The 21,746-nt window shown below is 58.0% G+C and carries 21 protein-coding genes; 11 read left to right on the top strand and 10 right to left on the bottom strand.

Going from position 1 to position 21,746, the window contains the following annotated elements; translation table 11 throughout:
• Positions 1-8 precede the first annotated feature (8 nt).
• Positions 9-440: a ribosome-binding factor A gene (locus EU556_RS00605; RefSeq protein ID WP_135429966.1), complete on the bottom strand. Its 432-nt coding sequence runs from the start codon at positions 438-440 to the stop codon at positions 9-11.
• Between the two features lie 224 nt (positions 441-664).
• On the opposite strand from EU556_RS00605, the gene EU556_RS00600 reads away from it, so the two are divergent.
• A complete protein-coding gene (locus EU556_RS00600) occupies positions 665-2,080 on the top strand; it encodes a hypothetical protein (RefSeq protein ID WP_135429964.1) in 1,416 nt (471 codons plus the stop codon).
• Between the two features lie 234 nt (positions 2,081-2,314).
• Here the strand turns inward: EU556_RS00600 and rpiB are convergent, their stop codons facing one another.
• The 3 genes from rpiB to EU556_RS00585 form a co-directional block, all read right to left on the bottom strand.
• On the bottom strand, positions 2,315-2,749 hold the full coding sequence (gene rpiB, locus EU556_RS00595) for a ribose 5-phosphate isomerase B (protein ID WP_135429962.1): 435 nt from the start codon (positions 2,747-2,749) through the stop codon (positions 2,315-2,317).
• 94 nt (positions 2,750-2,843) lie between these two features.
• On the bottom strand, positions 2,844-3,701 hold the full coding sequence (gene tatC, locus EU556_RS00590; RefSeq protein ID WP_317128692.1) for a twin-arginine translocase subunit TatC: 858 nt from the start codon (positions 3,699-3,701) through the stop codon (positions 2,844-2,846).
• 150 nt (positions 3,702-3,851) lie between these two features.
• Entirely contained in the window at positions 3,852-5,144 is a 1,293-nt protein-coding gene (locus EU556_RS00585) for a serine hydroxymethyltransferase (RefSeq protein ID WP_135429960.1), read from the bottom strand.
• Positions 5,145-5,653: 509 nt separating this feature from the next.
• Between EU556_RS00585 and EU556_RS00580 the strand changes: the two genes are divergently transcribed.
• The 3 genes from EU556_RS00580 (at position 5,654) to EU556_RS00570 (ending at position 9,457) form a co-directional block, all read left to right on the top strand.
• Entirely contained in the window at positions 5,654-7,900 is a 2,247-nt protein-coding gene (locus EU556_RS00580; protein ID WP_135429958.1) for a beta-1,3-glucanase family protein, read from the top strand.
• Between the two features lie 132 nt (positions 7,901-8,032).
• Positions 8,033-8,548 (top strand): RNA polymerase sigma factor, encoded by a 516-nt coding sequence (locus EU556_RS00575; protein ID WP_135429956.1) that lies wholly within the window; start codon positions 8,033-8,035, stop codon positions 8,546-8,548.
• A gap of 102 nt (positions 8,549-8,650) precedes the next feature.
• A complete protein-coding gene (locus EU556_RS00570; RefSeq protein WP_135429954.1) occupies positions 8,651-9,457 on the top strand; it encodes a tetratricopeptide repeat protein in 807 nt (268 codons plus the stop codon).
• On the opposite strand, the gene EU556_RS00565 is transcribed toward EU556_RS00570, so the two are convergent.
• The 6 genes from EU556_RS00565 to EU556_RS00540 form a co-directional block, all read right to left on the bottom strand.
• Positions 9,454-10,152, bottom strand: a complete 699-nt coding sequence (locus EU556_RS00565; RefSeq protein WP_135429952.1) for a metallophosphoesterase family protein — start codon at positions 10,150-10,152, stop codon at positions 9,454-9,456. The two genes, EU556_RS00570 and EU556_RS00565, sit on opposite strands and share 4 nt — an antisense overlap.
• Positions 10,153-10,287: 135 nt before the next feature.
• Positions 10,288-10,503: a hypothetical protein gene (locus EU556_RS00560; RefSeq protein WP_135429950.1), complete on the bottom strand. Its 216-nt coding sequence runs from the start codon at positions 10,501-10,503 to the stop codon at positions 10,288-10,290.
• 71 nt (positions 10,504-10,574) lie between these two features.
• A complete protein-coding gene (locus EU556_RS00555; protein WP_135429948.1) occupies positions 10,575-11,075 on the bottom strand; it encodes a hypothetical protein in 501 nt (166 codons plus the stop codon).
• 283 nt (positions 11,076-11,358) lie between these two features.
• Positions 11,359-12,450, bottom strand: coding sequence for a 3-oxoacyl-ACP synthase III family protein (locus EU556_RS00550; protein ID WP_135429946.1), 1,092 nt, complete (start codon positions 12,448-12,450; stop codon positions 11,359-11,361).
• Positions 12,451-12,871: 421 nt separating this feature from the next.
• Positions 12,872-14,098, bottom strand: a complete 1,227-nt coding sequence (locus EU556_RS00545) for a multidrug effflux MFS transporter (RefSeq protein WP_135429944.1) — start codon at positions 14,096-14,098, stop codon at positions 12,872-12,874.
• Positions 14,099-14,383: 285 nt separating this feature from the next.
• Positions 14,384-15,112 carry a GAF domain-containing protein gene (locus EU556_RS00540; protein ID WP_135429942.1) on the bottom strand — a complete coding sequence of 243 codons (729 nt, stop codon included), beginning with the start codon at positions 15,110-15,112 and terminating at the stop codon, positions 14,384-14,386.
• A gap of 252 nt (positions 15,113-15,364) precedes the next feature.
• On the opposite strand from EU556_RS00540, the gene EU556_RS00535 reads away from it, so the two are divergent.
• From EU556_RS00535 to EU556_RS00505, 7 genes are all read left to right on the top strand, one after another.
• Positions 15,365-15,619: a 4a-hydroxytetrahydrobiopterin dehydratase gene (locus EU556_RS00535; protein ID WP_135429940.1), complete on the top strand. Its 255-nt coding sequence runs from the start codon at positions 15,365-15,367 to the stop codon at positions 15,617-15,619.
• 307 nt (positions 15,620-15,926) lie between these two features.
• On the top strand, positions 15,927-16,676 hold the full coding sequence (rsmI, locus tag EU556_RS00530) for a 16S rRNA (cytidine(1402)-2'-O)-methyltransferase (protein ID WP_135429938.1): 750 nt from the start codon (positions 15,927-15,929) through the stop codon (positions 16,674-16,676).
• Positions 16,666-18,372, top strand: coding sequence for an apolipoprotein N-acyltransferase (lnt, locus tag EU556_RS00525; protein ID WP_245327345.1), 1,707 nt, complete (start codon positions 16,666-16,668; stop codon positions 18,370-18,372). The genes rsmI and lnt overlap by 11 nt, the downstream gene beginning before the upstream one ends.
• Positions 18,373-18,531: 159 nt before the next feature.
• Entirely contained in the window at positions 18,532-19,338 is an 807-nt protein-coding gene (locus tag EU556_RS00520) for an inositol monophosphatase family protein (protein ID WP_135429936.1), read from the top strand.
• Positions 19,339-19,534: 196 nt separating this feature from the next.
• Complete coding sequence (locus EU556_RS25920) at positions 19,535-19,732, top strand: FeoB-associated Cys-rich membrane protein (protein WP_245327344.1); 198 nt, start codon at positions 19,535-19,537, stop codon at positions 19,730-19,732.
• A 121-nt stretch (positions 19,733-19,853) separates the two neighbouring features.
• Positions 19,854-20,195: a hypothetical protein gene (locus EU556_RS00510; protein ID WP_135429934.1), complete on the top strand. Its 342-nt coding sequence runs from the start codon at positions 19,854-19,856 to the stop codon at positions 20,193-20,195.
• Between the two features lie 91 nt (positions 20,196-20,286).
• Positions 20,287-21,582, top strand: a complete 1,296-nt coding sequence (locus EU556_RS00505) for an erythromycin esterase family protein (RefSeq protein WP_135429932.1) — start codon at positions 20,287-20,289, stop codon at positions 21,580-21,582.
• Positions 21,583-21,746: the final 164 nt, after the last annotated feature.

The raw sequence follows: 21,746 nt of genomic DNA, 5'->3' as shown, positions 1-21,746 counted from the left end.
CTCATTCACTACTCGTCTTCGTCAGCGAAGAGCTTGGGACGCTGGGGCTTGGTATCGTCGGAATCGGCGGCATCATCTTCGGCAGGAGCGGGCGGAATGTGCAGGTCACCGAACACCTTGTCCATGTGGGCAGCGTAAGCGGCCGAGTCGTCGATGAAGAACTGCAAGTCGGGCACGATGCGCAGTTGCTTGCCCACGCGCTTAGCCAGGGCCTGCCGAATCACCTTCACATTATCTTCAACCAGCGTCTGCTGGGCTTCCACGTCGCGGGCCAGCAGCAGGCTCAGGTACACGCGGGCCACGCCCAAGTCGGGCGATACGCGCACTAGGCTAATGCCCGGCGGCAAGCCCGGAAACAAGTGCGGGAGGTCGCGCTGAAATACGGCGGCCAATTCCTGCTGAAGCAGGCTGGCTACTTTTTGCTGTCGTTTACTTTCCATAAGAATCCGCAAAGATAGGAAGTTAGGGGCTTGGCAGCGCAGGAAGTTACGGGCGGTAACGGCTGCTATACTAGCCTACGAGCTATAGCTCCAGAAAGCTTCCGGTAAGAGCAAGGCGTGCTGGCGGCCCCGGCGGTTATCTTTGCCTTATCCGGGTCAGCCGTGCCGGGGTGGCCTAGGCCTCTTCTACTCAGCTGGCCAACTCCTTAAGCTTCTGATTTTCCTTGCTTCAATTTTTTAAAAGCTCCCTTCCTACCCGCCTCTTTGCGCTGGTGGTGCTGCTGCTGGCAGTGCGGCTGCCCTTGCTGTGGTGGGGTGTGGCCCTAACGCCCATTGAGCTGCACGGGCTGCTGGTGGGCGAGCGGCTCCGCGATGGAGCCGTGCTCTACCGCGACCTGTACGATAGCACTGCCCCCCTCACGGCGGCCCTTTCGGGTGCTCTGGAGTGGGTGGGCAACCGCCCGCTGTGGCTTTACCGGGTGTTGGCCCTCTTGCTGCTGGGGTTTCAAGCACTGCGCTTCAACTTCGTACTCAACCGGGCCGATGTACACCCAGAACGGGGGTACGTGGGGGCCCTCACCTACCTGCTGCTAGCCAGCCTTACCTCCGACCTCGATACCCTCTCGCCGCTGCTGCTAGGCCACACCTTCATCATTGCGGCCCTGAGTGCTCTGCTGCCCACCTCCAGGGAAGGCTATGATAACCGCCGACTGTTCAGGGCGGGCTTTCTGGTGGGGGTTGCGGCGCTGTGCTACCTGCCGCTGGCGCTGTTTCTGCTGGTAGGCCTGTTTGCGGTTATCATCTTCGCAGCCAACTCTTTTCGTAGCTTTTTGCTGCTGGTCTGCGGCTTCCTGTTTCCGTATGCGGTGGCGGCTACCTTCTTCATGTACACCGATTCCCTGACAGGGTTTGCGCAGTTTCACCTCCAGCCTACTCTCCGAGGCCTCATGAATGAAACTGATGGGCTGCCGCTGTGGGTGCTGCTACGCCTGCTGATTTTGCCGGGTGTGTTGCTGGCTCTGGGCCTAGTGCGCAGTTTCACCACCCCGCTAGGCCTGGTCTTCCAGATCAAGTTTCAGCAGCTGATGCTGGTGTGGCTACTGGTGTCCACCGGTATGGCCGCCGTGGGCCGGGGCATGGCTACGGGTACACTAGTGCTGTTTCTGCCAGCCCTCACCTACTACTCGTTGTTTTTGTGGCAGAAAGCGCGCCGGACTTGGGTGCCGGAGGTACTGTTGCTGGTAGTACTAGGTGCCGTGGTGGTGGTTCGTTACCGCAGTGTGCTGCATCTGGAGCAAGTTCTTCAGATTCCATCTGAGAGCCGGTACGCCGTGAATCCTAACCCGCGCTATGCTTTTCTCGATGGTCAGCACCTGCTGGTGCTCGGCCCCGATCATCGCCCCTACCTGCATAACCGGCTGGCTACCCCCTACCTCGATTGGCACTTAGCTCAGGTAGATTTCGCTCACTTAAACGAGTACGACGCCGTATTCCGGCTGTCTCAAAACTTCGAGCCCGCCCCGCCCCGTTATATTATCGACCAGATGGGCCTCATGCCGGAGCTGCAGTACAAGGTACCTGCCATTTTCGGCCGCTACGAGCGTACCAATTCCCCAAAAGTATACCGGCTGACGCGGTGAAGTGGCCTAGAAGATGCGCCATCAGATGTTTTCATGTGCTAAATGACGTCAATTATCGTCCATACAAAAGCCCTGACTTTCACTGTGAAAGTCAGGGCTTTTGTATGGATCAGCGTTAGAGAATGAGTTGCTACACTGGACTACAGATGCACTATACTGGTAAAGCCTATACCGCTAGCCCACTTCACTCATTTACTCATTCACCGCTTCTTTACTCATTCACCGCTTCGCCGCCTAGCAGCTGATTTTGTTTACGCGGGTTTGATGGCGGCCACCTTCGAAGGCGGTGTTCAGGAACTGGCTAACAATACCGCGGGCGGTTTCCTCGCTGATGAAGCGAGCTGGAATGCAGATGATGTTGGCGTCGTTGTGTTGGCGGGCCAGGCTAGCCAGCTCTTCCTGCCAGGCAATGGCGGCCCGAATGCCTTGGTGCTTGTTGGCCGTAATGCAGACCCCGTTGGCGGAACCGCACACCAGAATACCGCGCTCTAGCTCGCCGCCGGTAATGGCCGAAGCCAACGGGTGCACAAAGTCAGGATAATCTACGGAGTCGGTAGAGTGGGTGCCAAAATCGCGCACCTCGTAGCCATTGTCGCGCAGCCACTGGCCTAGCATCTGCTTGTACTCAAAGCCAGCGTGGTCGGAGCCGATGGCAATCAGGTTATTCATATGTGGAGTATTAGGATGGAGCGAAAAGAAAAAGGGCTGGTCGGGTAACGAAACGTTCATCCGGCCAGCCCTTGCTTCATGCAAACAAGTGAAATCAGGCTACTCCCTGGTTTTCCGCGAGCTGCGCGTTGAGCGAGGCGGTGCGGTTGCGCGTCACGATGCGAGCAATATGAATACTGAGCTCGTAGAGCAGCACAATGGGGATGGTAACGATGATCTGAGAAGTAACCTCGGGGGGCGTGATGATGGCCGCAATAACCAGCACTACCACAATAGCGTGCTTGCGGTACACCTGCATGATTTCGGGCGTAATCAGACCCGCTTTAGCTAGGAAGAACACAATCATGGGCAGCTCAAATACGAACGCGCAAGCCACCGACATGGTGGTAAGCGTGCTCAGGTAGCTTTGCATGTCAATCTGGTTCTCGATGGTGGGGTCAACCACGTAGCCGGCCAAGAACTGAATGCTCATGGGCGCGGCAATGTAGTAGCCGAACAACAGGCCTAGCGCAAACAACACCGACACGAAGAACACGGCCCCTTGCGAGTTCTGGCGCTCGTGCGGGTAGAGGCCCGGCTTAATAAAGCGCCACAGCTCCCAGAACAGGTACGGGAAGCCCAGCACCAGCCCCACGATAAACGAGGTGCTGATGTGCATGGTTAGCTGTCCGCTCATCTCGCGGTTCTGAATCACGAAGCCGATTTTGTTGATGCACAGGTCGGGGGCACCCAGCCAAGCCGCAAACTTGCACGACATCCGGTAGGTCCAGAAGTCGGCACGCGAGGGGCCTAGAATGAGGTCGTGAAACAGCAGCTCCTTCGAGAAGAAGGCCGCCGTGGCAAACGCCACCACCGCAATAGCCGCGCGGATGATGTGCCACCGCAGGGCTTCGAGGTGGTCGATGAAAGACATTTCGTGCTGGTCGCCCCGCACAGGTTGTTCGGTATTCAAGGGGGAAGTAGCCAAAAGATGAGGTAGAGAAATGGTGAGCCGGCGAGCCGATACAATAACCAGCGAAAGACAAACGAAATTTAGCCCTAACAGGATGCTGACACCCTACAATTGGCCTGTGTTATCAGGGCGCCGACTCACCAGTTTACCTTATGCGAAGAGCGGGTACTGCTGCATCCACTCCTGCACTTGCCCACGCACCTGGCTGATGCGGGCGTCGTCGGCGTTGTGGGTCAGCACTTCATCGATGAAGTCTACGATGCGCACCATGTCGGGCTCGCGTAGGCCGCGCGTGGTCACGGCGGCCGAGCCAATGCGCATGCCGCTGGTCACGAAGGGCGACTTATCATCGAAGGGCACCATGTTTTTGTTGATGGTGATGTCGGCCTTGATGAGAGTGTTCTCCGCCAGCTTGCCCGTGAGGCCTTTGCTGCGCAGGTCAATCAGCATCAAGTGGTTGTCGGTGCCACCCGAGATAATCTGGTAGCCACGCTCCACGAAAGCACCGGCCAGAGCCTGGGCGTTCTTGATTACCTGGTGGGTGTAGTCGGTGTAGGCGTCGCTGAGGGCTTCACCGAAGGCCACGGCCTTGGCACCAATTACGTGCTCGAGGGGGCCGCCCTGGGTACCAGGGAACACGGCGCCATCGAGCAGGCTGCTCATCATCCGAATTTCGCCCTTGGGCGTTTTCAGGCCGAAGGGATTCTCGAAATCCTTACCCAACAGAATCAGGCCGCCGCGGGGGCCGCGCAGGGTTTTGTGGGTGGTGGTGGTTACAATGTGGCAGTGGTCGAAGGGGTTATTCAGCAAGCCCTTGGCAATGAGGCCGGAGGGGTGCGAAATATCGGCCAGCAGCAGGGCGCCTACCTCGTCGGCAGCTTCGCGCAGGGCTTTGTAGTCCCAGTCGCGGGAGTAAGCCGAGGCACCGCAGATAATGAGCTTGGGCTGCTCGCGGCGAGCCGTTTCCTTTACTTTCTCCCAATCGATGAGGCCGGTTTCTGCCTCTACGCCGTAAAAGGAGGGCTTATAGAGCTTGCCTGAGAAATTTACCGGCGAGCCGTGGGTGAGGTGGCCGCCGTGGCTCAGGTCGAAGCCGAGGATTTTGTCGCCGGGGTTGAGCACAGCCAGCATTACGGCTGCGTTGGCCTGGGCACCGGAGTGAGGCTGCACGTTTACCCACTCTACGCCAAACAGCTCTTTGGCGCGGTCGATGGCCAGCTGCTCAATCTGATCGACAATTTCGCAGCCACCGTAGTAGCGCTTGCCGGGCAGGCCCTCAGCGTATTTGTTGGTGAGGATGGAGCCTTGAGCCCGCATCACTTGCTCCGAAACGTAGTTCTCGGAGGCAATCAGTTCAATACCGTGGGTTTGCCGCTCTTTTTCCTTTTGAATGAGGTCGAAGATGGCCGTGTCTTGGGCGAGGGTGGTGGCTTGCGTTTCCATGGCTTCAAAGGTAGGGGATTGAGGGCATTAGCTCGGCACCCAATCTGCTGAGCAGGGGCACTAAGAGTCGAGCTATCATTTTTACAACGAGGCGAGTTACAAAATTTGGTTATGTGGCCTAGCCTCAGCTGGTTGGCGGCGTGTGCAGTAAGTGTCAAGCCAATGCAGCGCAGTAGGTCAGCTAGCCCTGGGCAATGAGCATCACATGTGAAGTAACCTGTGCAAGAATGAGGATTAAGTGATTCTGAGCGACGGAAACCTCCTTGGGCCGCTTTGCAAAGCACTTTATTTCCTGGAAAAGCCCAGATATATTTCAAATATCCTATTGAAGCCGCGGCCCATGCTGTGGCAGTGGCCTAGCGCTGCGGCACCCTTGCTAGGCCACCTCCGCTCCTACTTATCTGCCCTTGGGCTCTCCTTACACATATAGGTTACGTCTGCTTCCGCCGGAGCAGCAGTGGCCTAGTATGCACTGTCCAATCCATTTCCCACCACAACCAATTCACCGTATGAAAAAGCCTACTCTCTTGGCGTTGCTGACTCTATTGCTCAGCGTGCTCAGCCCCTTGGCCACCTGGGCCCAGGGCAGCATTCCGTTTACCATTGCCAACAACTCGCCCTTTCCCGATACCGATCTGTACGTGGCCATTGTGGGCATTGACCCGGCCGGCAACCATGTGTGGATCAATGCCGCCAACAGCCAGGTGCTGCCCATGTCCTCCTCGTATAATACCGTGACCGGGCCGACCTACAACGGCAACACCGGCCCTGGCCAGAACTCCAAGTACGCGGCCTGCTTTACCCGCCTGAGCAGCATTCCGAACAAGACCTTCACCCTGCCCTACATAGCCGGTTGCCGGGTATTTATTTCCAGAGGCCAGCAGCTGTACCTGTACTTCTTCGGGGCCTCGGGCGCGCCTTCGGGCTACGCTGCGCCCAACCCGCAGAACCCGAACGACCCGAACCGGGACATCATGTACGAGTTCATTGAGCTGACCAACAACAACACCGGCTTCTACGGCAACACCACCCGCGTCGACGCATTTCGCTACCCCATGGGCCTGGAGCTGTTCGGCAACGGCTACCAGAAGCGCACCGGAGAGCTGAAAAGCGCCGCCGACATTGTGGCTGCCTACAAAGCCAACGTGCCAACCGAATTCCAGGGCACGGTGAATAACACCACCGGCGAAATCACCTTCCCTTCGAAGACGGCCGCTTTTCAGGATGGCTCGAACGGCACCGTGGCCGGCCCCTATGGCAACTACTTCAAGAGCTACATCGATGCCATCTGGAACAAATATAAAACCACAGACCTGATTTTCTACGCTGGCAACGCCGGTGTATTCAAGGGCCGCGTTGATGCCAACGACCGGCTGGTGGTAGTAGGCCAGTCGGGGGCGTTTGCGGGCCGCACGGGCATCATTAATGGCCGCCCCACCACGCAAATGGCGTTTGAGGGTAAGGGCTTGCTCGACAACCGTGTAAGCGACGGCGACTGCGACCTGGTGGTGCAGGCCCAGATGACGGCCGCCATCAACCGCCACGTAGTAGACGTAACCACGGCCACCCCCGGCCAGCAGAACTGGTACGATGCCAGCAAGTACTACCAGGCCGCGCCGGCCAACTACTACGCCCGCTTCTGGCACCTGCCCGGCATCAGCGTAGATAACCTCTCCTATGGCTTCGCCTACGATGATGTGAACGACCAGTCGGCTACGCTGCACACGCCCCAGCCCACCAAGGTTATTGCCACCTTCGGCGGGTACGCGGGCAGCACGCCGCCCCCAGCCACCGGCGTGAGCACCATGTATAAGGACTGCAACTACACCGGCACGGCCGTCAACCTGCCCGTAGGCGACTACAACCTGGCAGCCCTCCAGAGCCGCGGCATTCTGAACGACGATATTTCCTCGCTCAAGGTGAATGCCGGCTACGAAGTGGTGCTTTATGAGAACGACAACTTTACGGGTAGCACCCTCACGGTGGGAAGCGCTGGCAATAGCTGTTTGGTGAACAACCCGCTTGGCACCGGCAACTGGAACGACAAAGCCACCTCCGTGCGGGTGCGTACTGCCACTACCAGCACCACCTTTAGCCTGCTGCTGCAAGCCGAAGCCGCCAACGTGAACAGCGGCATGACGGCGGAAGCTTGCTCCGACACGGGCGGCGGCCAGGACATGGGCTACGTTGATGCCGGCGACTACTTGGTGTTTAACGGCATCAACTTCCCCACCTCGGGCACTTATACTATCGAGTACCGCGTGGCCAGCGGCGCTAGCGGCGGCACCATCTCCTCCGACCTTAACGCCGGCGCTATTCAGTTGGGCAACACGGCCATTCCGGCTACCGGTGGCTGGCAGAACTGGACTACCGTTTCCCGGACCGTCACCATCAACGCGGGTACTTACAACTTTGGCGTGTATGCCCAAACCGGTGGCTATAACATCAACTGGATTCGGATTTCCAAGGCTGCTAATGCCTCGTCTGCCCGCACCACACTGGCGGCCCCGGAGGCTACCAACTTGGAGGCCGCGCAGCTCTACCCCAACCCGGCCGTAGACCGCGTGCAGATCAGTGGCCTAGAGGGTCAGCTAACGGGTAGCCGCTACCGCATCCTGGATGTGCGCGGGCAAACAGTAGCGGAAGGTGCCTTCGACCACGGCTCAGCCCCAGTGCACAAGCTGGCCGGGGGGATGTACCTGCTGCAGATAAGCACCCAAGACCAGCGAGTAATTACCCGGCGCTTCACGAAGTAATCGGGTCAAAGCACTCTTCTGAAAAGGCCGCCCCAACCAGGGCGGTCTTTTTTGCGTGAAAATCACTCGGCTAGGCCACTCATTTCACCGTGGTGCTTGCTCGTTGTCGATAGTTCCTTGTTACTTGCTGCTATGAACACCTCTCAGCCGTTAGCCGAAGTCCTGACCAGCCTGCGCGTGGGCAACCAGTCGTTTCTGGTGAGCTTCTACGAGCAAAACCGCGGCCTTTTTGCCCGCTGGGCTCGCCGCCAGCATAACCTGGCCCCGGCGGCAGCCCATGAGCTTCTCCGGACGGTGCTCGTTGAGTTCTACGACCAAGTGGCTGATGGGCGCATAACCAAGCTCCCTCCCGATCTGCGGGCCTACCTCTACGGCATGGCTGGTGAGCACCTAGCCGCCGCGGGCCGCACTACCGCCGAGTTGCCCATGGCCGAGGCCAGCCGCCGTAAGTACCTGCTAGGCCTGTTCCGGCAGCTCAGCACCGACTGCCAAAAGGTGCTCATGTATTTCTATTTCCGGGGCTATAACTTCGAGAAGGTGGCCGGCAAGATGGGGTTTGCCAACTCTACGGTGGCCCGCATTCAGAAAGCCGGGTGCCTGCGTCAGCTCTATGAGCTGCGCCTGCGCAACGAAAGCGCCAGTGCGTAGCGAGCGGCTGCTAGGTTCTGCGTAGCTTAGCCCCTGGTTCATTTTTCCTCTCAGCTGCCGCGCCGGCCCTGGCCGCGGAACACGTGTATCTCTGGTTTTAGCATGGCCCCGTCTGCCCCCGATCTGCGCCCCTACCTGGAAGAGCTAGAACGCTTTGCCGATGGGCAGATGACCATTGCCGAGCAGGAGGCCTTTGAGCTACGCCTGGAGCAGGACCCAGCCCTGGCGCAAGCCTTTCTCACTTATGAGCAGCTCACGGCCGATGTGCGCTGGGTGGCCGGTCACGAAACTTTGCGCCTGCGCCTAGAGTCGCTGGACCGCCGCCTTAACCAGCGCGACCAAGCCCTTTCGCGCATCAAACAGCAACAGCGCAAAACCCAAAAACAGTGGGGCCTCATAGCCAGCTTGGCTGGGGTGGGCTTGCTAGCCCTATGGCTGCTCTTACGCCCTAGTAGCTCTTTATCAGAAGAGGCCTGGACTCGCTACTACGTGCCCGATGCGGGCCTGCCTGCATCGGTTATCAATGAAGAGCGGCGGCCCTTGCTGGCCGAGGCCATGCGCGAGTACCAAGAGGGCCGCTACCCCACGGCGTTGTTTACGTTGCGCCGCGTGCCCACTACCAACCTCGGCCAAGATACCCTGCTGTACTACACTGGTATTTTTCTGCTGAGCCAGGGTAAGCAGGAAGCTGAGAAAGCCCAAGATGCCCAAACCTTTCTGCGGAAAGTAGCCCAGCAGCCGGGCTCGGTGCTGGCTCCTAAAGCCCGCTACCACTTGGGTATGGCCTACTGGTTTACGAAGCAGCCCGAGCAAGCGCGTGCCACCCTCCAAACCGTGGCCGATGATGCCAGCAACCCCTACCAGCAAGCTGCCCGCCGCCTGCTCCAAACCGACGAGCTACCTCACTAGCGCTTCGCTATCTCATACGGCTCCTCAATATTGGGCTGTAGCGTGAGCTTGAACGTATCGAGATTAAGGGCCGCCAGTTGGCTGAACTCTGGGTTATGGCGGTATACGCAGCCCGTATCAAGCCCAATGGCCTGCGCATGCTCTTTCACACGCTGTTGCACTGTAGTGGTGGGTGTAGGCACGTGGCCGTGCAGCAGGCGCTTACCGCCCAAACGGGATGCATCCATCACAAACTCTTTGGTATTGAGCATGGTGTGCCAATCGCGGCGCATTTCCTGCGGTGGCAGGCCAAAGTTGAAGCCAGCGTGTACCAGTACAAAGTCGGGCAGCTCAAACTGATAGGGCAAATCATCGAGCCAGCACAGATAGGGAGCCGGAATGTCTTCTACCCTGCTTACGCCAAAGCTCTGCAGGGTCAGGGCCCGGTCATGGGCTGAGGCCCAGGTGAGGTGCGTGAGGCCGCGGGCGGCATCCAGCAGCTCTTGGTCGTGGTTGCCGCGCAGGCACACTACCCGGTAGCCCCGCTCGGGCAGGCGAATTAGGTAATCGAGCACGCCGCGGCTATCGGGGCCCTTGTTCACGTAGTCGCCCAGCACATAGAGTTCATCTTGAGGCGTGAGCTTGAGCTTTTCTTCTATCAGATGCCGGAATGAGAGCAAGCACCCATGAATATCGGTAGTTACGTAGCGAGCCATACGCGCAGCGAGCAAAGGGAAAAGTGGTATTCCGATAAAGAGAAAAGCACCTGCGGTAAATGGCAGGTGCTTTTCATGGGTATGGTGTCGGGCAGCGCTAGGCCACTCGGGGCACCACGTTGTCAGGGCTTGCGCCTAGCTGTATGCGGGCTTATCCAGATCGGGCTTTTCAAGGTTCCGATTAGGATGACGTACTCCCGCGTCAAGGGCTTCTTGCGCTAAACGGTCCTCCGTTTGCTCATCCAGGTTGCTTACTGGCAAGTCGCCGGTGCCTTTTGGCTTCTCCGACTGCGTAGGGCTGCCGTGGTTTTCCTTGGACTGCTGGTTGGTATTATTGCTTTTGTAGGGCATGGCTTTCGGGGTTTGAAGTTTGTTTTCAATCAGAAAAGCGGAGCCAACTGAAGCTGGCTCCTAGGCCACTGCTACTGGTCAATAGCCGTATCAGTAGCGTTGCGGTCGGTCAGGTCGGCGTTGGTGCCCTGGCGGGCGAGTTCATCGTTGTTGGGCTGGCGCTGTTCCATCTGGCCCATTCCCACGCGGGAATTTGGGTTGCGCATCTCGTCTTTGCCGGGCCGGTCATCGTCGGCATCCAGTTCGTCAACGGGGCGGCGGGGCTGCAGGTCGGGGTCTCGGTCCTGGGGCATGTCCTGGTTGGGCAAATCCTCACGGCCTTCCTCGTTGCTGCGCAGGTTGTCCTTGGGACGCTGGGCGTCGTCGGCGTTTTCGTTTACGGCCACGGCCGTAATACCGGCTTCGCTATCAGTGCCGTAGCCTTCTTTGCCGTCGCGGTTGCCAAAGCCCCCGCGGGCCGATTCGTTTTTGGGTGGATCAGCGCCGGGAATGATGTGTCCGGCGGCTAGCTCCTGGTCGGTGGTGTCATCGTTAATGACACGAACCGGACGATTATTTGGGTCAATGGCCATAGTGAAGTAGTCTAGAATGGGAGTGGGAGGTAGTACAGTAGAATGTACTGTGGTTTGGGGATTTGGGTTTAGGTAGCCGGATAATGCTACCCTATAAAATTGTCGCCCTCTGCGCGTTATCACCCCTCTGCTGTTATTCCTTTTCTTCTCCTAGGCTATAAAACAAGCAACGCCTCCCACCAGAAACCGCCGCGCAACACGGCGATAATTCTGGTGGGAGGCGTTGCTTGTATGGAAGGCGGAAGCTGCCTTGGCTTAACTGGCCTAGCGGTGCGTAGGCCAGTTAAGCGGGCATCTTATACACCACCGCGTTGATGTTCATGCCGGCTCCAACAGAAGCAAACACCAGCGTGTCACCCGCGTTGATTTCGTGCTTGTCCATCTTATCGTTCAGCATCAGATCAAGCAACGTGGGCAGCGTAGCCACCGAGGAGTTACCCAGCCACGAGATGGTCATGGGCATCACATCCTGCGGCACCGTCTGCATGTTGTAGAGGCTGTAGAGACGCTTCAGAATGGCCTCATCCATTTTGCCGTTGGCCTGGTGAATCAGGATTTTATGCACGTCCTCAATAGGAACTTGCGCTTTCTGCAAGCACGCCTGAATGGCCTGGGGCACCGTTTTAAGGGCGTACTCGTACAGCTTGCGGCCATCCATTTTCAGGAACTGGTCGGTGCCCGCATAGTCGGCGTTGTACGACGGGCCCATGCGCAGCAGGTGGGCAGCCCGCTCCGTATCAGAGCGGGTAGTGTGCGTGATAATACCCACGGGCTCTGAGCTTTCCACGGCTTGCAGAATTACGGCCCCGGCACCATCGGCGTAGAGCATGCTGTCCCGGTCGTGGGGGTCTGACACGCGCGACAGGACTTCGGCTCCAATCACCAGAATCTTTTTGGCGTCGCCGGAGCGTAGGTAGTAATCGGCCTGAATTACGGCCTGTAGCCAGCCAGGGCAGCCAAACGGCAAGTCGTAGGCCACCGTGTAGGGGTTCACAATGCCGAGCTTGTGCTTTACGCGGGCCGCCAAGCTGGGCACCATATCGGTGCGCCGGTTGTGAGCTGGCACATCGCCAAAGTTGTGAGCTACAATGATATAGTCCAGCTCTTCCTGATTGATGCCCGAGGTAGTGAGGGCTTCTTGGGCGGCCAGCAACGCAATGTCAGAGGTTACTTGGTCGTCGGTTACGTAGCGCCGCGCCTGGATGTCAGTTATCTGCTCAAACTTCTCTACAATCTCGGTGCTGGGCTTTTCTAAGCGGGCCCCTGCTGCATCATAAAATGCGGCCGTACTAAAATCCTGGTTGGTGACAATGCTGGGTGGTATATAGCTCCCGGTGCCGACGATAACGGAGTAGATCCTGGGGGTGTTGGTCATGTACTATGGGAAACGACTCTTGTGTCGATTAACTCAAAAGTAACATACTGGGGCCGTACCCTTCGGAAGCGCCTCTTTGATATTTACAATTTCCAAGATTGGAAAACTACATTATTCTTCTATTTAAACAGACCACAAAATCATCTACTTGAACTTGAATACTAACTATACATGCTTCCAACTGCTGTCAAAGCACTATTCTAGCCATTACTCACCCTTACTTGAATTTATACTAATAGCATTATTCACTTATTTGACTCTCTAAACTAGGGGGTGATATTCGGGTAATATTTGTTGCTAGGTCTTCGCCCGCGCACGTACTAGGCCTAGAGAACAGACTTATTCGCTTGTATCTGCCCGGCCCCCACGGGTAGTACACACCTTATAGGCTTGTTATCTGTGGAGGGGAAAGCTGCGATGATTAGTGCGCAAGCACCGTTGCTTCTTCTGCCGCGGCTACCGGCTCCCCAATAATTCGGCGCCCTATCAGCTGAATTAGGAGGGCCAGGAAGGCTGAGGCTGCCATAATAGCTACCATAGGTACGGCCGTGTGGGTATTAAACACGCTTACCCCAAAGGAGGCTAGCGCGCCCACCGCCATTTGCGTGGCTCCCATGAGCGCCGCCGCGCTGCCCGCGTTTTTGGCAAATGGCGCAATGGAAAGCGCAGCCGCATTAGGGTTTGCAAAGCCCAGGCAGCATAAGAACAAAAAGAGCATCCCGACGGTAGCCAGCAGCCCAAACCACCCAAGCAGGGTACCTATCAGAAACACTGCTCCAATCAAGGACTGGCATACCATGGCAGCCAGCACAATCTGCTCGCTGCGGTAGTAGCGCAGCACCCAACTGTTTACTTGGCTTGAGCCAATGAAGCCAACCGAAAGCAGGGCGAAAATCCAGCCGTAGTGTTGCTCACTGACGCCAAAAATATCCATGAATACCAGCGGAGAACCCGATACGTAGGCCAGTAGCCCCCCAAACGTCATGGCCCCGGTGAGGGCATAGGTAAAGAACTGCGGGTTCTTGCTCACAGTCCAGAAGTTGGTGAGAATGGGGCGCGGGTGCAGGGAGTAGCTAGGGTCGGGTGGATAGCTTTCGGGCAGCCACAGAAAAGCCGCCAACAGCATAAGCGCCCCCATCACGAATAACACCACAAACACCGACTGCCACCCGTAGGCCCCTATCATGTAGCTACCTACCGTAGGCGCCAGCATCGGCGACACGCTGATAACCAGGGAAAGCAGAGCAAATACCTTAGCGCTGTCTTTCACCGGAAACAGGTCGCGCACCATGGCCACCGAGGCTACCGTGGCGGCGCAACTACCTAGGGCCTGCACAAACCGCAGGGCAATGAGGGCATCAATGGAGTAGGCCAGGTAGCAACCCACCGAGGCCGCTACGTACAGCAGTAACCCCACGTACAGCGGCTTCTTACGCCCGAAACGGTCGAGCAATGGGCCATACAAGAGCTGACCCGCCGACACCCCAATAAAGAAGCTGGAAAGCGACAACGACACTTCCGCCACGGAGGTGCGCAGGTCCTTAGCAATAGCCGGGAACCCCGGCAGATACATATCAATGGAGAAAGGACCCAGCGCCGCCAGGGTGCCCAGAATCAGGATCAGCAGGAAATACCGTTGTTTGCTCATGTGTGCGGCGCTAAGCGCCCGTCGGTTCAGTGGCCTACAAAGGGGCCTAAATAGCAACCCGGCCGAGGTTAGGCAGGAGTTGCGTACGTACAGGATAGGCTCTACAAGGCAAAGCCTACCCGATTTGTTCATTCTGGCGCTCATTAAACGCCTGGGTTTTTCTTACAGATGAGATTACCCAAAAGCAGCTCGCACCGGCTACCAGCCCGACCATAACATATTGCTTAGCAGAGCTTTTATCTTTCTTAGCGCACAGCTTTGGCTAGGCAGATGCCTACTTGTGTGCTAACTCCGCTGCTCGGTAAAACCGGCTATGGCCGTCCGGATTTGGCGTTGCATGCCGGCGGCCACGCTGGCCATTTCCTCGTGGCGGGAGCGGCGGTAAGCTTGGGCTGATACCGTATCGGGGCTTTCTTCCCACTCAGCCAGAGCCGTGAGAGTATCCAGCCGGGTCAGCGAATCAGCAATGGAGATGTAGATATCGGGCCAGAGGGCTGGCACGGGCGAGGTAGCGTTTTCCAGCACTACCTGAAGCTCTAGCAGGCGCATTGCCACGGCCGCCAGGGTTTCCAGCACGGCCCGCTCCTCCGTCGAGAAGGTGCGCGGCAACCGGTCAATGATAGTCAGGGCCCCAATGGCTTCCCCAGCCGCATTGTGCAGGGGGTGGCCAGCGTAAAACTCCAGTCCCAGCCGCAGCACCGCCTCGGGAGTTACCAGGCTGCATAGGTGCTGTTGCCACTCCTCGGGGGCCGTAGCTTCTTGGGGCAGAATGGCCACCGCACATAAGCTGTGCGTCCCGGAAGGCTCCTGCGCATCGGCTAGGCCAGTTTGAGCTTTTACCCACACGTGGTCGGCCTCCACCAGCGAAATAACCGCAACGGGTACCCCAAAGAGCTTGGCCGTTACCCGAATGAATTCCTCGAAGAAAGGAGCCGAGCCTCGTACCTGGTAGGGCCGCAGGGCTGCTAGGCGTTCAGCTTCGTTGAGGGGCAGCAGAGCATCAGACAAGGGCATACGAACGGGCCGAGGGCAAGTGGTTAGCACGCCAAGGCCCTCAAAGATAACCTTAATTACCGCGGCTTGCTTTCCATATTAGCCCTTGCGTGTGCAAAGTCTGGGGCTTTACCAGCCTTGCCCGGGTCACCACAACTCAGCAGTGGGTGCCTCTACAAAGCTGCGCGGCTTGCTTGTGAACAAACAGTTTCAGTGCGAGGCCAGTATCTTGGGCGCTCCGTTCTGCACTTTCTTTACCAACTACCTAACGCTATGTGGACCGAGCACGACAACGCCCTAACCCGCACTTTTCGCTTCGAAGATTTCCAGACGGCCTTCAGCTTCATGTCGGATGTGGCAGAGGAGGCCGAATACCAGGAGCATCACCCGTGGTGGAGCAATGAGTACAACGTGGTATCATTCCGGCTGCGCACGCATAGCGCTGGCAACCGCGTAACAGAAAAAGACGTGCAGCTAGCCGCCGCCATCGACCACCTCGCCGCCGACTATGGCGGGCAGGTAGAGTAGTCTGGCGCCAGTGGCCTAGGAGCGGGCCGGGGCTGCCGCTGGCACCGGCGCTTGCCCTGGTGCGCCCGAGTACACCTCGTATTTCCAGATGAGGCCAGAAATCGGTAGCTGCTAAACACTAGATACGTAAGCGTAGAACCAGGCGCAGACATAGAGGCAATACTAAAGAAGGATTGCAAATTACCCCGCTTCGCGCTGCCAACTGCTATGCTGACGGCTCAACTAACTTGCTACGTGGCGCGTTTGGTTGGGCACGGCTGCGGCTAGGCCTGCCCGCCCGGCTTGGTTTCCCGTTACCTTTGCTCCTATGTCTGATACCGCAGCCTCCACCGTTCTGTACCTCGTACCCACGCCCATTGGCAATCTGGAAGATATCACGCTCCGCGCCATCCGGGTGCTGGGCGAGGTAGACACCGTGCTGGCCGAGGACACCCGCACCAGCGGCCGCCTGATGCAGCACCTGGGCCTGAAGAAGCCCATGCTCAGCTACCACCTCCACAACGAGCACCAAACCGTGCAGCGCCTGCTAGAGCGCCTGGGTAAGGGGGAAACTATGGCGTTGGTATCGGATGCGGGCACTCCCGGAATTTCGGACCCCGGCTTTTTGTTGGTACGGGAGTGCCTGGCGCGGGGCCTCAAGGTAGAGTGCTTGCCGGGTGCTACAGCCTTCGTGCCGGCCTTGCTGAAGTCGGGTTTCGGGGCGGAGCGGTTTACGTTTGAAGGCTTCCTGCCGGTGAAGAAAGGCCGCCAGACCCGCCTAAAGGAGCTGGCCTCGGAAACCCGCACCATGATCTTTTACGAGTCGCCGCACCGGATTGTGAAGACCCTGGAGCAGCTGGCCGAAACGCTGGGCCCCGACCGCCAGGCCTCGGTGAGCCGAGAGCTGACCAAGCTGTTTGAGGAAACCGTGAACGGCACCTTGCCCGAGCTGGCCGCCAACTTCGCGGGCCGCGCCGCCATTAAAGGTGAGATAGTGCTGGTGGTGCAGGGCCGGGAGAAAGAAGAACGTATCAAAGAAGACCGTTACGCCAACAACGAAGACCGCAGTGCTGACTAAACCAACTCCCACCGTAGCCCCAGCGGCCGCGGCTCCATCGTTACCGGTTTCCGGACTGGCGTACTGGCTCCCGAGCTTGCTGGCGCTACTTAGTGCGTTCTTGCTTTGGCTGGGCTGGCCGGTTCACCCGGCCCCGCTGGCCTTGGTGCTGCTGGTAGCCTGGGTGCCTTACTTGCGCATGGAGCAGGTGCTAGGCCAGCGCGGAGCTAGCGGCTGGAAAGTATGGCGCTACACCTATCTGGCCTTGGTGCTCTGGAACCTGTTCACCACTTACTGGGTGAGCTACAGCACCTTAGGTGGCGGCATTACGGCCGTAGTCTGCAACGCGCTACTCATGAGCCTGCCCCTCACGGCGTTTTACCACACCAAGAAGCGCCTAGGCCACCTCATCGGGTACATCTCGCTACCTATCTACTGGATTGCCTTCGAGCAGCTTCACCTTCATTGGTTCCTGACTTGGCCCTGGCTAACGCTAGGCAATGGCTTCGCGCAGGCAAACAAACTGGTGCAGTGGTATGAGTACACCGGCTTTCTGGGTGGCTCCGTCTGGATTTGGCTGGTGAACCTGCTGGTCTTTGGGACGTGGTTTGGGCTGCGAAGCGCTACTAGACCACTAACTGAAGAAGGTCACCCAGTTACCAGTGGCCTACGCGTAAAGTGGGTGTGGCCTGTGCTGGCCACAGTGCTGCCCATCGGCTTGTCGTATCTTATTGGCAGCCAATATCAAGAGAAAGGCGCTACTGCCGAGTTGCTGGTGATTCAGCCCAACGTTGACCCCTTTGAGGAGAAGTTTGAGGGTGGCTCCCGTTTCATTCCGCACACCGAGCAGATTACCCGCCTGCTCACCCTCACCGAGCAAAACCTGACGCCCCAGACCAAGGTGGTGTTCTGGCCCGAAACCTCTCTGGACGAGGTATACCCCGAGGAGACAATCAACTTCAACCCCAACATTCAGCGCTTGCGGCAGTGGCTGGGCGAGCACCCTGGCGTGGAGCTGATTACTGGCCTGACCTCGGCGGTGCGCTACCCCTCCAAAGAAAAAGCCAGCCCCACAGCCCGCTTCCGCGAAGGCGTGGGCTACTACGATATTTTCAATGCTGCTATTCACCTGCGCGACGCCGCCGCGGCCCCGGAGTTCTACCATAAGTCGCGGTTGGTGCCGGGCGTGGAGGGGGTGCCGCCGTGGCTTTCGGCCTTCGTAATTGATTTGGGCGGCACAGCCGGTGGCCTAGGCTCGCAGGAGGAGCGCACCGTGTACCAGACCCGAACGCCGGCCTTGCGTATCGGCCCTATCATCTGCTACGAATCAGTGTACGGCGACTTTGTGCGTGATTATGTGAAGAACGGCGCCACCCTGCTGGGCATCATCACTAACGACGGCTGGTGGTCTAACTCGCCGGGCCACAACCAACACTTGCAGTACGCCACTTTGCGGGCCATTGAAACCCGCCGCGACATTGCCCGTTCTGCCAACACCGGCATCTCGGGCTTCATCAACCAAAAGGGCGAAATCACACAGCGCACCGGCTGGTGGGTACAGGCGGTAAGTCGCGCCACCGTTCACCTGAACACCGAAGAGACCTACTACGTCCGCCACGGCGAGCTAATTGGGCCCGCCACGCAGGTGCTAGCCGTGCTCCTACTGGTGCTGACGATGGTGCTAGCCTTTACCAACAAAACTCGTTTGTCGGCTTAACACCTTTCTTGTCATTCTGAGCAATTCGCCCGTTAAGCGGCAACGAAGGACCTACTCACATCACCACGACTTGCTCTAGGCCAGTTGGTTGGGTGTGATGAGGTCCTTCGCTAGCTCAGAATGAGATGCTATTTTTCGGGCCGACCTTACTTTTACCCCATGGATTACAATCAACTCAGCTTTCAGCTGGCGGCCGTAACGCGGCACGCGGGCCAGTTTATCCGCCAGGAGGCGGCCACTTTCAACCGCAGCCACATCGAAACCAAAGGTGTGCACGACCTGGTGTCGTACGTGGATAAGGAAACCGAAAAGCTGCTGGTGGCTGGCCTACGCGAGGTGCTGCCGGAGGCGGGCTTTATCACGGAAGAAGGCACCGAAGGCGCCGACCGCGCCGATGGCTATAACTGGATTATCGACCCGCTGGATGGCACCACCAACTTCGTGCACGGCCTGCCGGTGTACTGCGTAAGCGTGGGCCTGATTCATCACGATGAGTTGGTGGCAGGTGTGGTGTACGAAGTAGTCCGCGATGAGTGCTTCCGGGCTGCCAAAGGAGCCGGGGCCTTCTGCAATGAGATTCCGATTCATGTAACCGACGTGCCCGACCTCAACAGCTCCCTTATTGCTACCGGCTTCCCCTATACCGATTTCGGCAAGATGGACGACTACCTGCAGTTGCTGGGTGCCTTCATGCGCCGCTCGCACGGGGTACGCCGCGTAGGCTCCGCCGCCGCCGACCTGGCCTACGTAGCCGCGGGCCGCTTCGAGGGCTTCTTCGAGTTCAACCTCAACTCCTACGACGTAGCTGCCGGCATTTTGCTGGTGCGCGAAGCCGGCGGCCGCGTGACCCAGTTTCTCAAGGATGGCGACCCACTGTTTGGCCGCGAGGTAGTAGCCAGCAATGGCCTGGTTCACGACGAAATGCAGGCCACTATCCGGGAGTTCTGGAAGGAACAGATGGCCTAGGCCAGTCTAACCCAAAGCCTGTCATGTTGAGCGCAGTCGAAGCATCTCTACCGCTGGCTGACTACTGGCCTAGAGAAGACTCAACGAAGCGTGAGAGATGCTTCGGCTCCGCTCTGCAGAACGTTCTTGGCGCTGTTAATACCATCTAGGCCACTGCGCTAAACTTTTCCGGCGGCCTCGTAGTTTTGTGACCATCATGTGGATACAGTATCTCATCATCGCCTTGCTTTTTGCCGGAGCCGTCTTCTATGTGGGTCGGATATTCTGGCGTGCGTTCTTCGATAAAACTCAAGCAGGCTGCGCCAAAGGGTGCGGGGGCGCCTGTTCCACCATTGATGTTGATCGTCTGCAGCGCACTATTGAGTTGGCCGCTACGCAGAGTACCGGCAAGTAAGCGCAACAATTCTTCTCAGCTTCGGATAACCTGTCCCCGTACTGGCTACGTATAGCCGGTACGGGGCTTTCTTTTGCGCCCTCTCCCCAACCGACTCTTTCATTTCCAAAACGCCCCTCCCATGCAAGATAAAGAAGAAGAACGCTCGCTCGTAAACGTAGAACGCAAGCTCAGCCAGGATGGCTATACGGCCGATTTCCGCGTGACGGAGGGCCGCCTGCATACTATCGATAATGAGCGCGATAAGAGCTACGGTCCTAATGAAGTGACCATTGTGGACTTCTACCGCTTCGAGGGTGAAAGTGACCCCGACGACATGTCGATTCTCTATGCCCTGGAAACTGCTGATGGCGTGCGTGGTACTATTTCCTCAGCCTACGGTACCTATGGCGACTCCGATGCCTTGGAGTTTCTGAAACAGGTAGAAGACCTGGGTAAAAATCTGAGCAAGAGCCACAAATAAGCTCTTCCATAATTCTACCCGCACTAGATAAGAGTGCGCCGCAACCCCGTTGCGGCGCACTCTTGTGTTTCCGCTCTACCCAATCTCGACTATGAAGACGACCTTGCCCACCCATCCGCTTCGCTCCGCTGCCGACCTCGACCCACTCATGCAAGCCATTGGCGATGCCCGCGTGGTACTGCTGGGGGAGGCTTCGCACGGCACTTCCGAGTACTACAGCTGGCGCACGGCCCTCTCCAAGCGCCTGATTCAGGAAAAAGGCTTTCAGTTTATTGCCGTGGAAGGCGACTGGCCCGACTGTTTTGAGGTAAATGCTGCCATCAAGGAGCAGGTTGAGTCTGACACGCCGGCTTCCCATGTGCTACGCACCTTTAACCGGTGGCCTACCTGGATGTGGGGAAACTGGGAAATTGCAGCCCTAGTAGACTGGCTGCGCCAGCACAACCGCCCGCTGCCCGAGGACAAGCGCGTGGGCTTTTACGGATTGGATGTATACAGTCTGTGGGAATCGTTGCAGGAGATTCTGCAGTACGTGGAAAAGGAGGGCGACGGGGCCGTGCAGGCCGCTCATAAAGCCTTCCGGTGCTTTGAGCCCTACAGCGAAGACCCGCAGGAGTATGCCCAGGCCGTGGCCTTTGTGTCGGAAGATTGCGAGGATGAAGTGACGGAGATGCTGCGGGCCCTGCGCCGCCAGGTTCGGGAGCTACACCCCGATGGCCTACCGGCCCAGGAGCAGAAGTTTAACGCCGAGCAAAACGCCCTGGTGGCCGTGAATGCCGAGCGCTACTACCGGGCCATGATCAAGGGCGGCTCGGCCTCCTGGAACGTGCGCGACCGGCACATGATGGAAACCCTCACCCGCCTGCTCGACCTCCACGGCCCCGACAGCAAAGCCATCATCTGGGAGCATAACACCCATATCGGCGACGCCCGATACACTGACATGCGCGACGACAACATGGTGAACGTAGGCCAGTTGGCCCGCGAAACCTACGGCCGCGAGAACGTCTTTGCCGTGGGCTTCGGCTCCTACCAGGGCACCGTGGTGGCCGGCAAGAAGTGGGGCGCTACCCCCGAAATTATGCGGGTACCAGAAGCCCGCCGCAGCTCTTGGGAATACACCCTACACCAGCAACTACAGGGTGATAATGCCCTGCTGTTTTCCGATGAGTTGCGCGGCCACCCCTTGCTAGAGAAGCCCATGGGTCACCGCGCTATTGGGGTAGTATATCGGCCCGAGTTTGAGCAGTTCGGCAACTACGTACCCACGCTTATTCCTGAGCGTTACGATGCGTTTATGTTCCTTGACCAGACTCGCGCCCTTCACGCCCTACCCACGCACCAAGACGAGCACACTCCTCCAGATATGTACCCCTGGAATTACTAGGGCAGGCGTTTTTACTAGTTACAAGGCACCATCGGCTGTACCTGTGTAAGATATCCTGGGTTGGTGGCCCTAAGCTTTATAGGCTTGAAAGCTATCAACCCAGGGTATTTTTATTGCCTTGGCTGCAACGTTTCGTAGGGTTTAAGCTTCTTCTAGATGTTCAC

Source organism: Hymenobacter fodinae, from assembly GCF_004745825.1.
Classification (GTDB): Bacteria; Bacteroidota; Bacteroidia; order Cytophagales; family Hymenobacteraceae; genus Hymenobacter; species Hymenobacter fodinae.
This window is presented reverse-complemented; position numbering and strand designations above follow the sequence as displayed.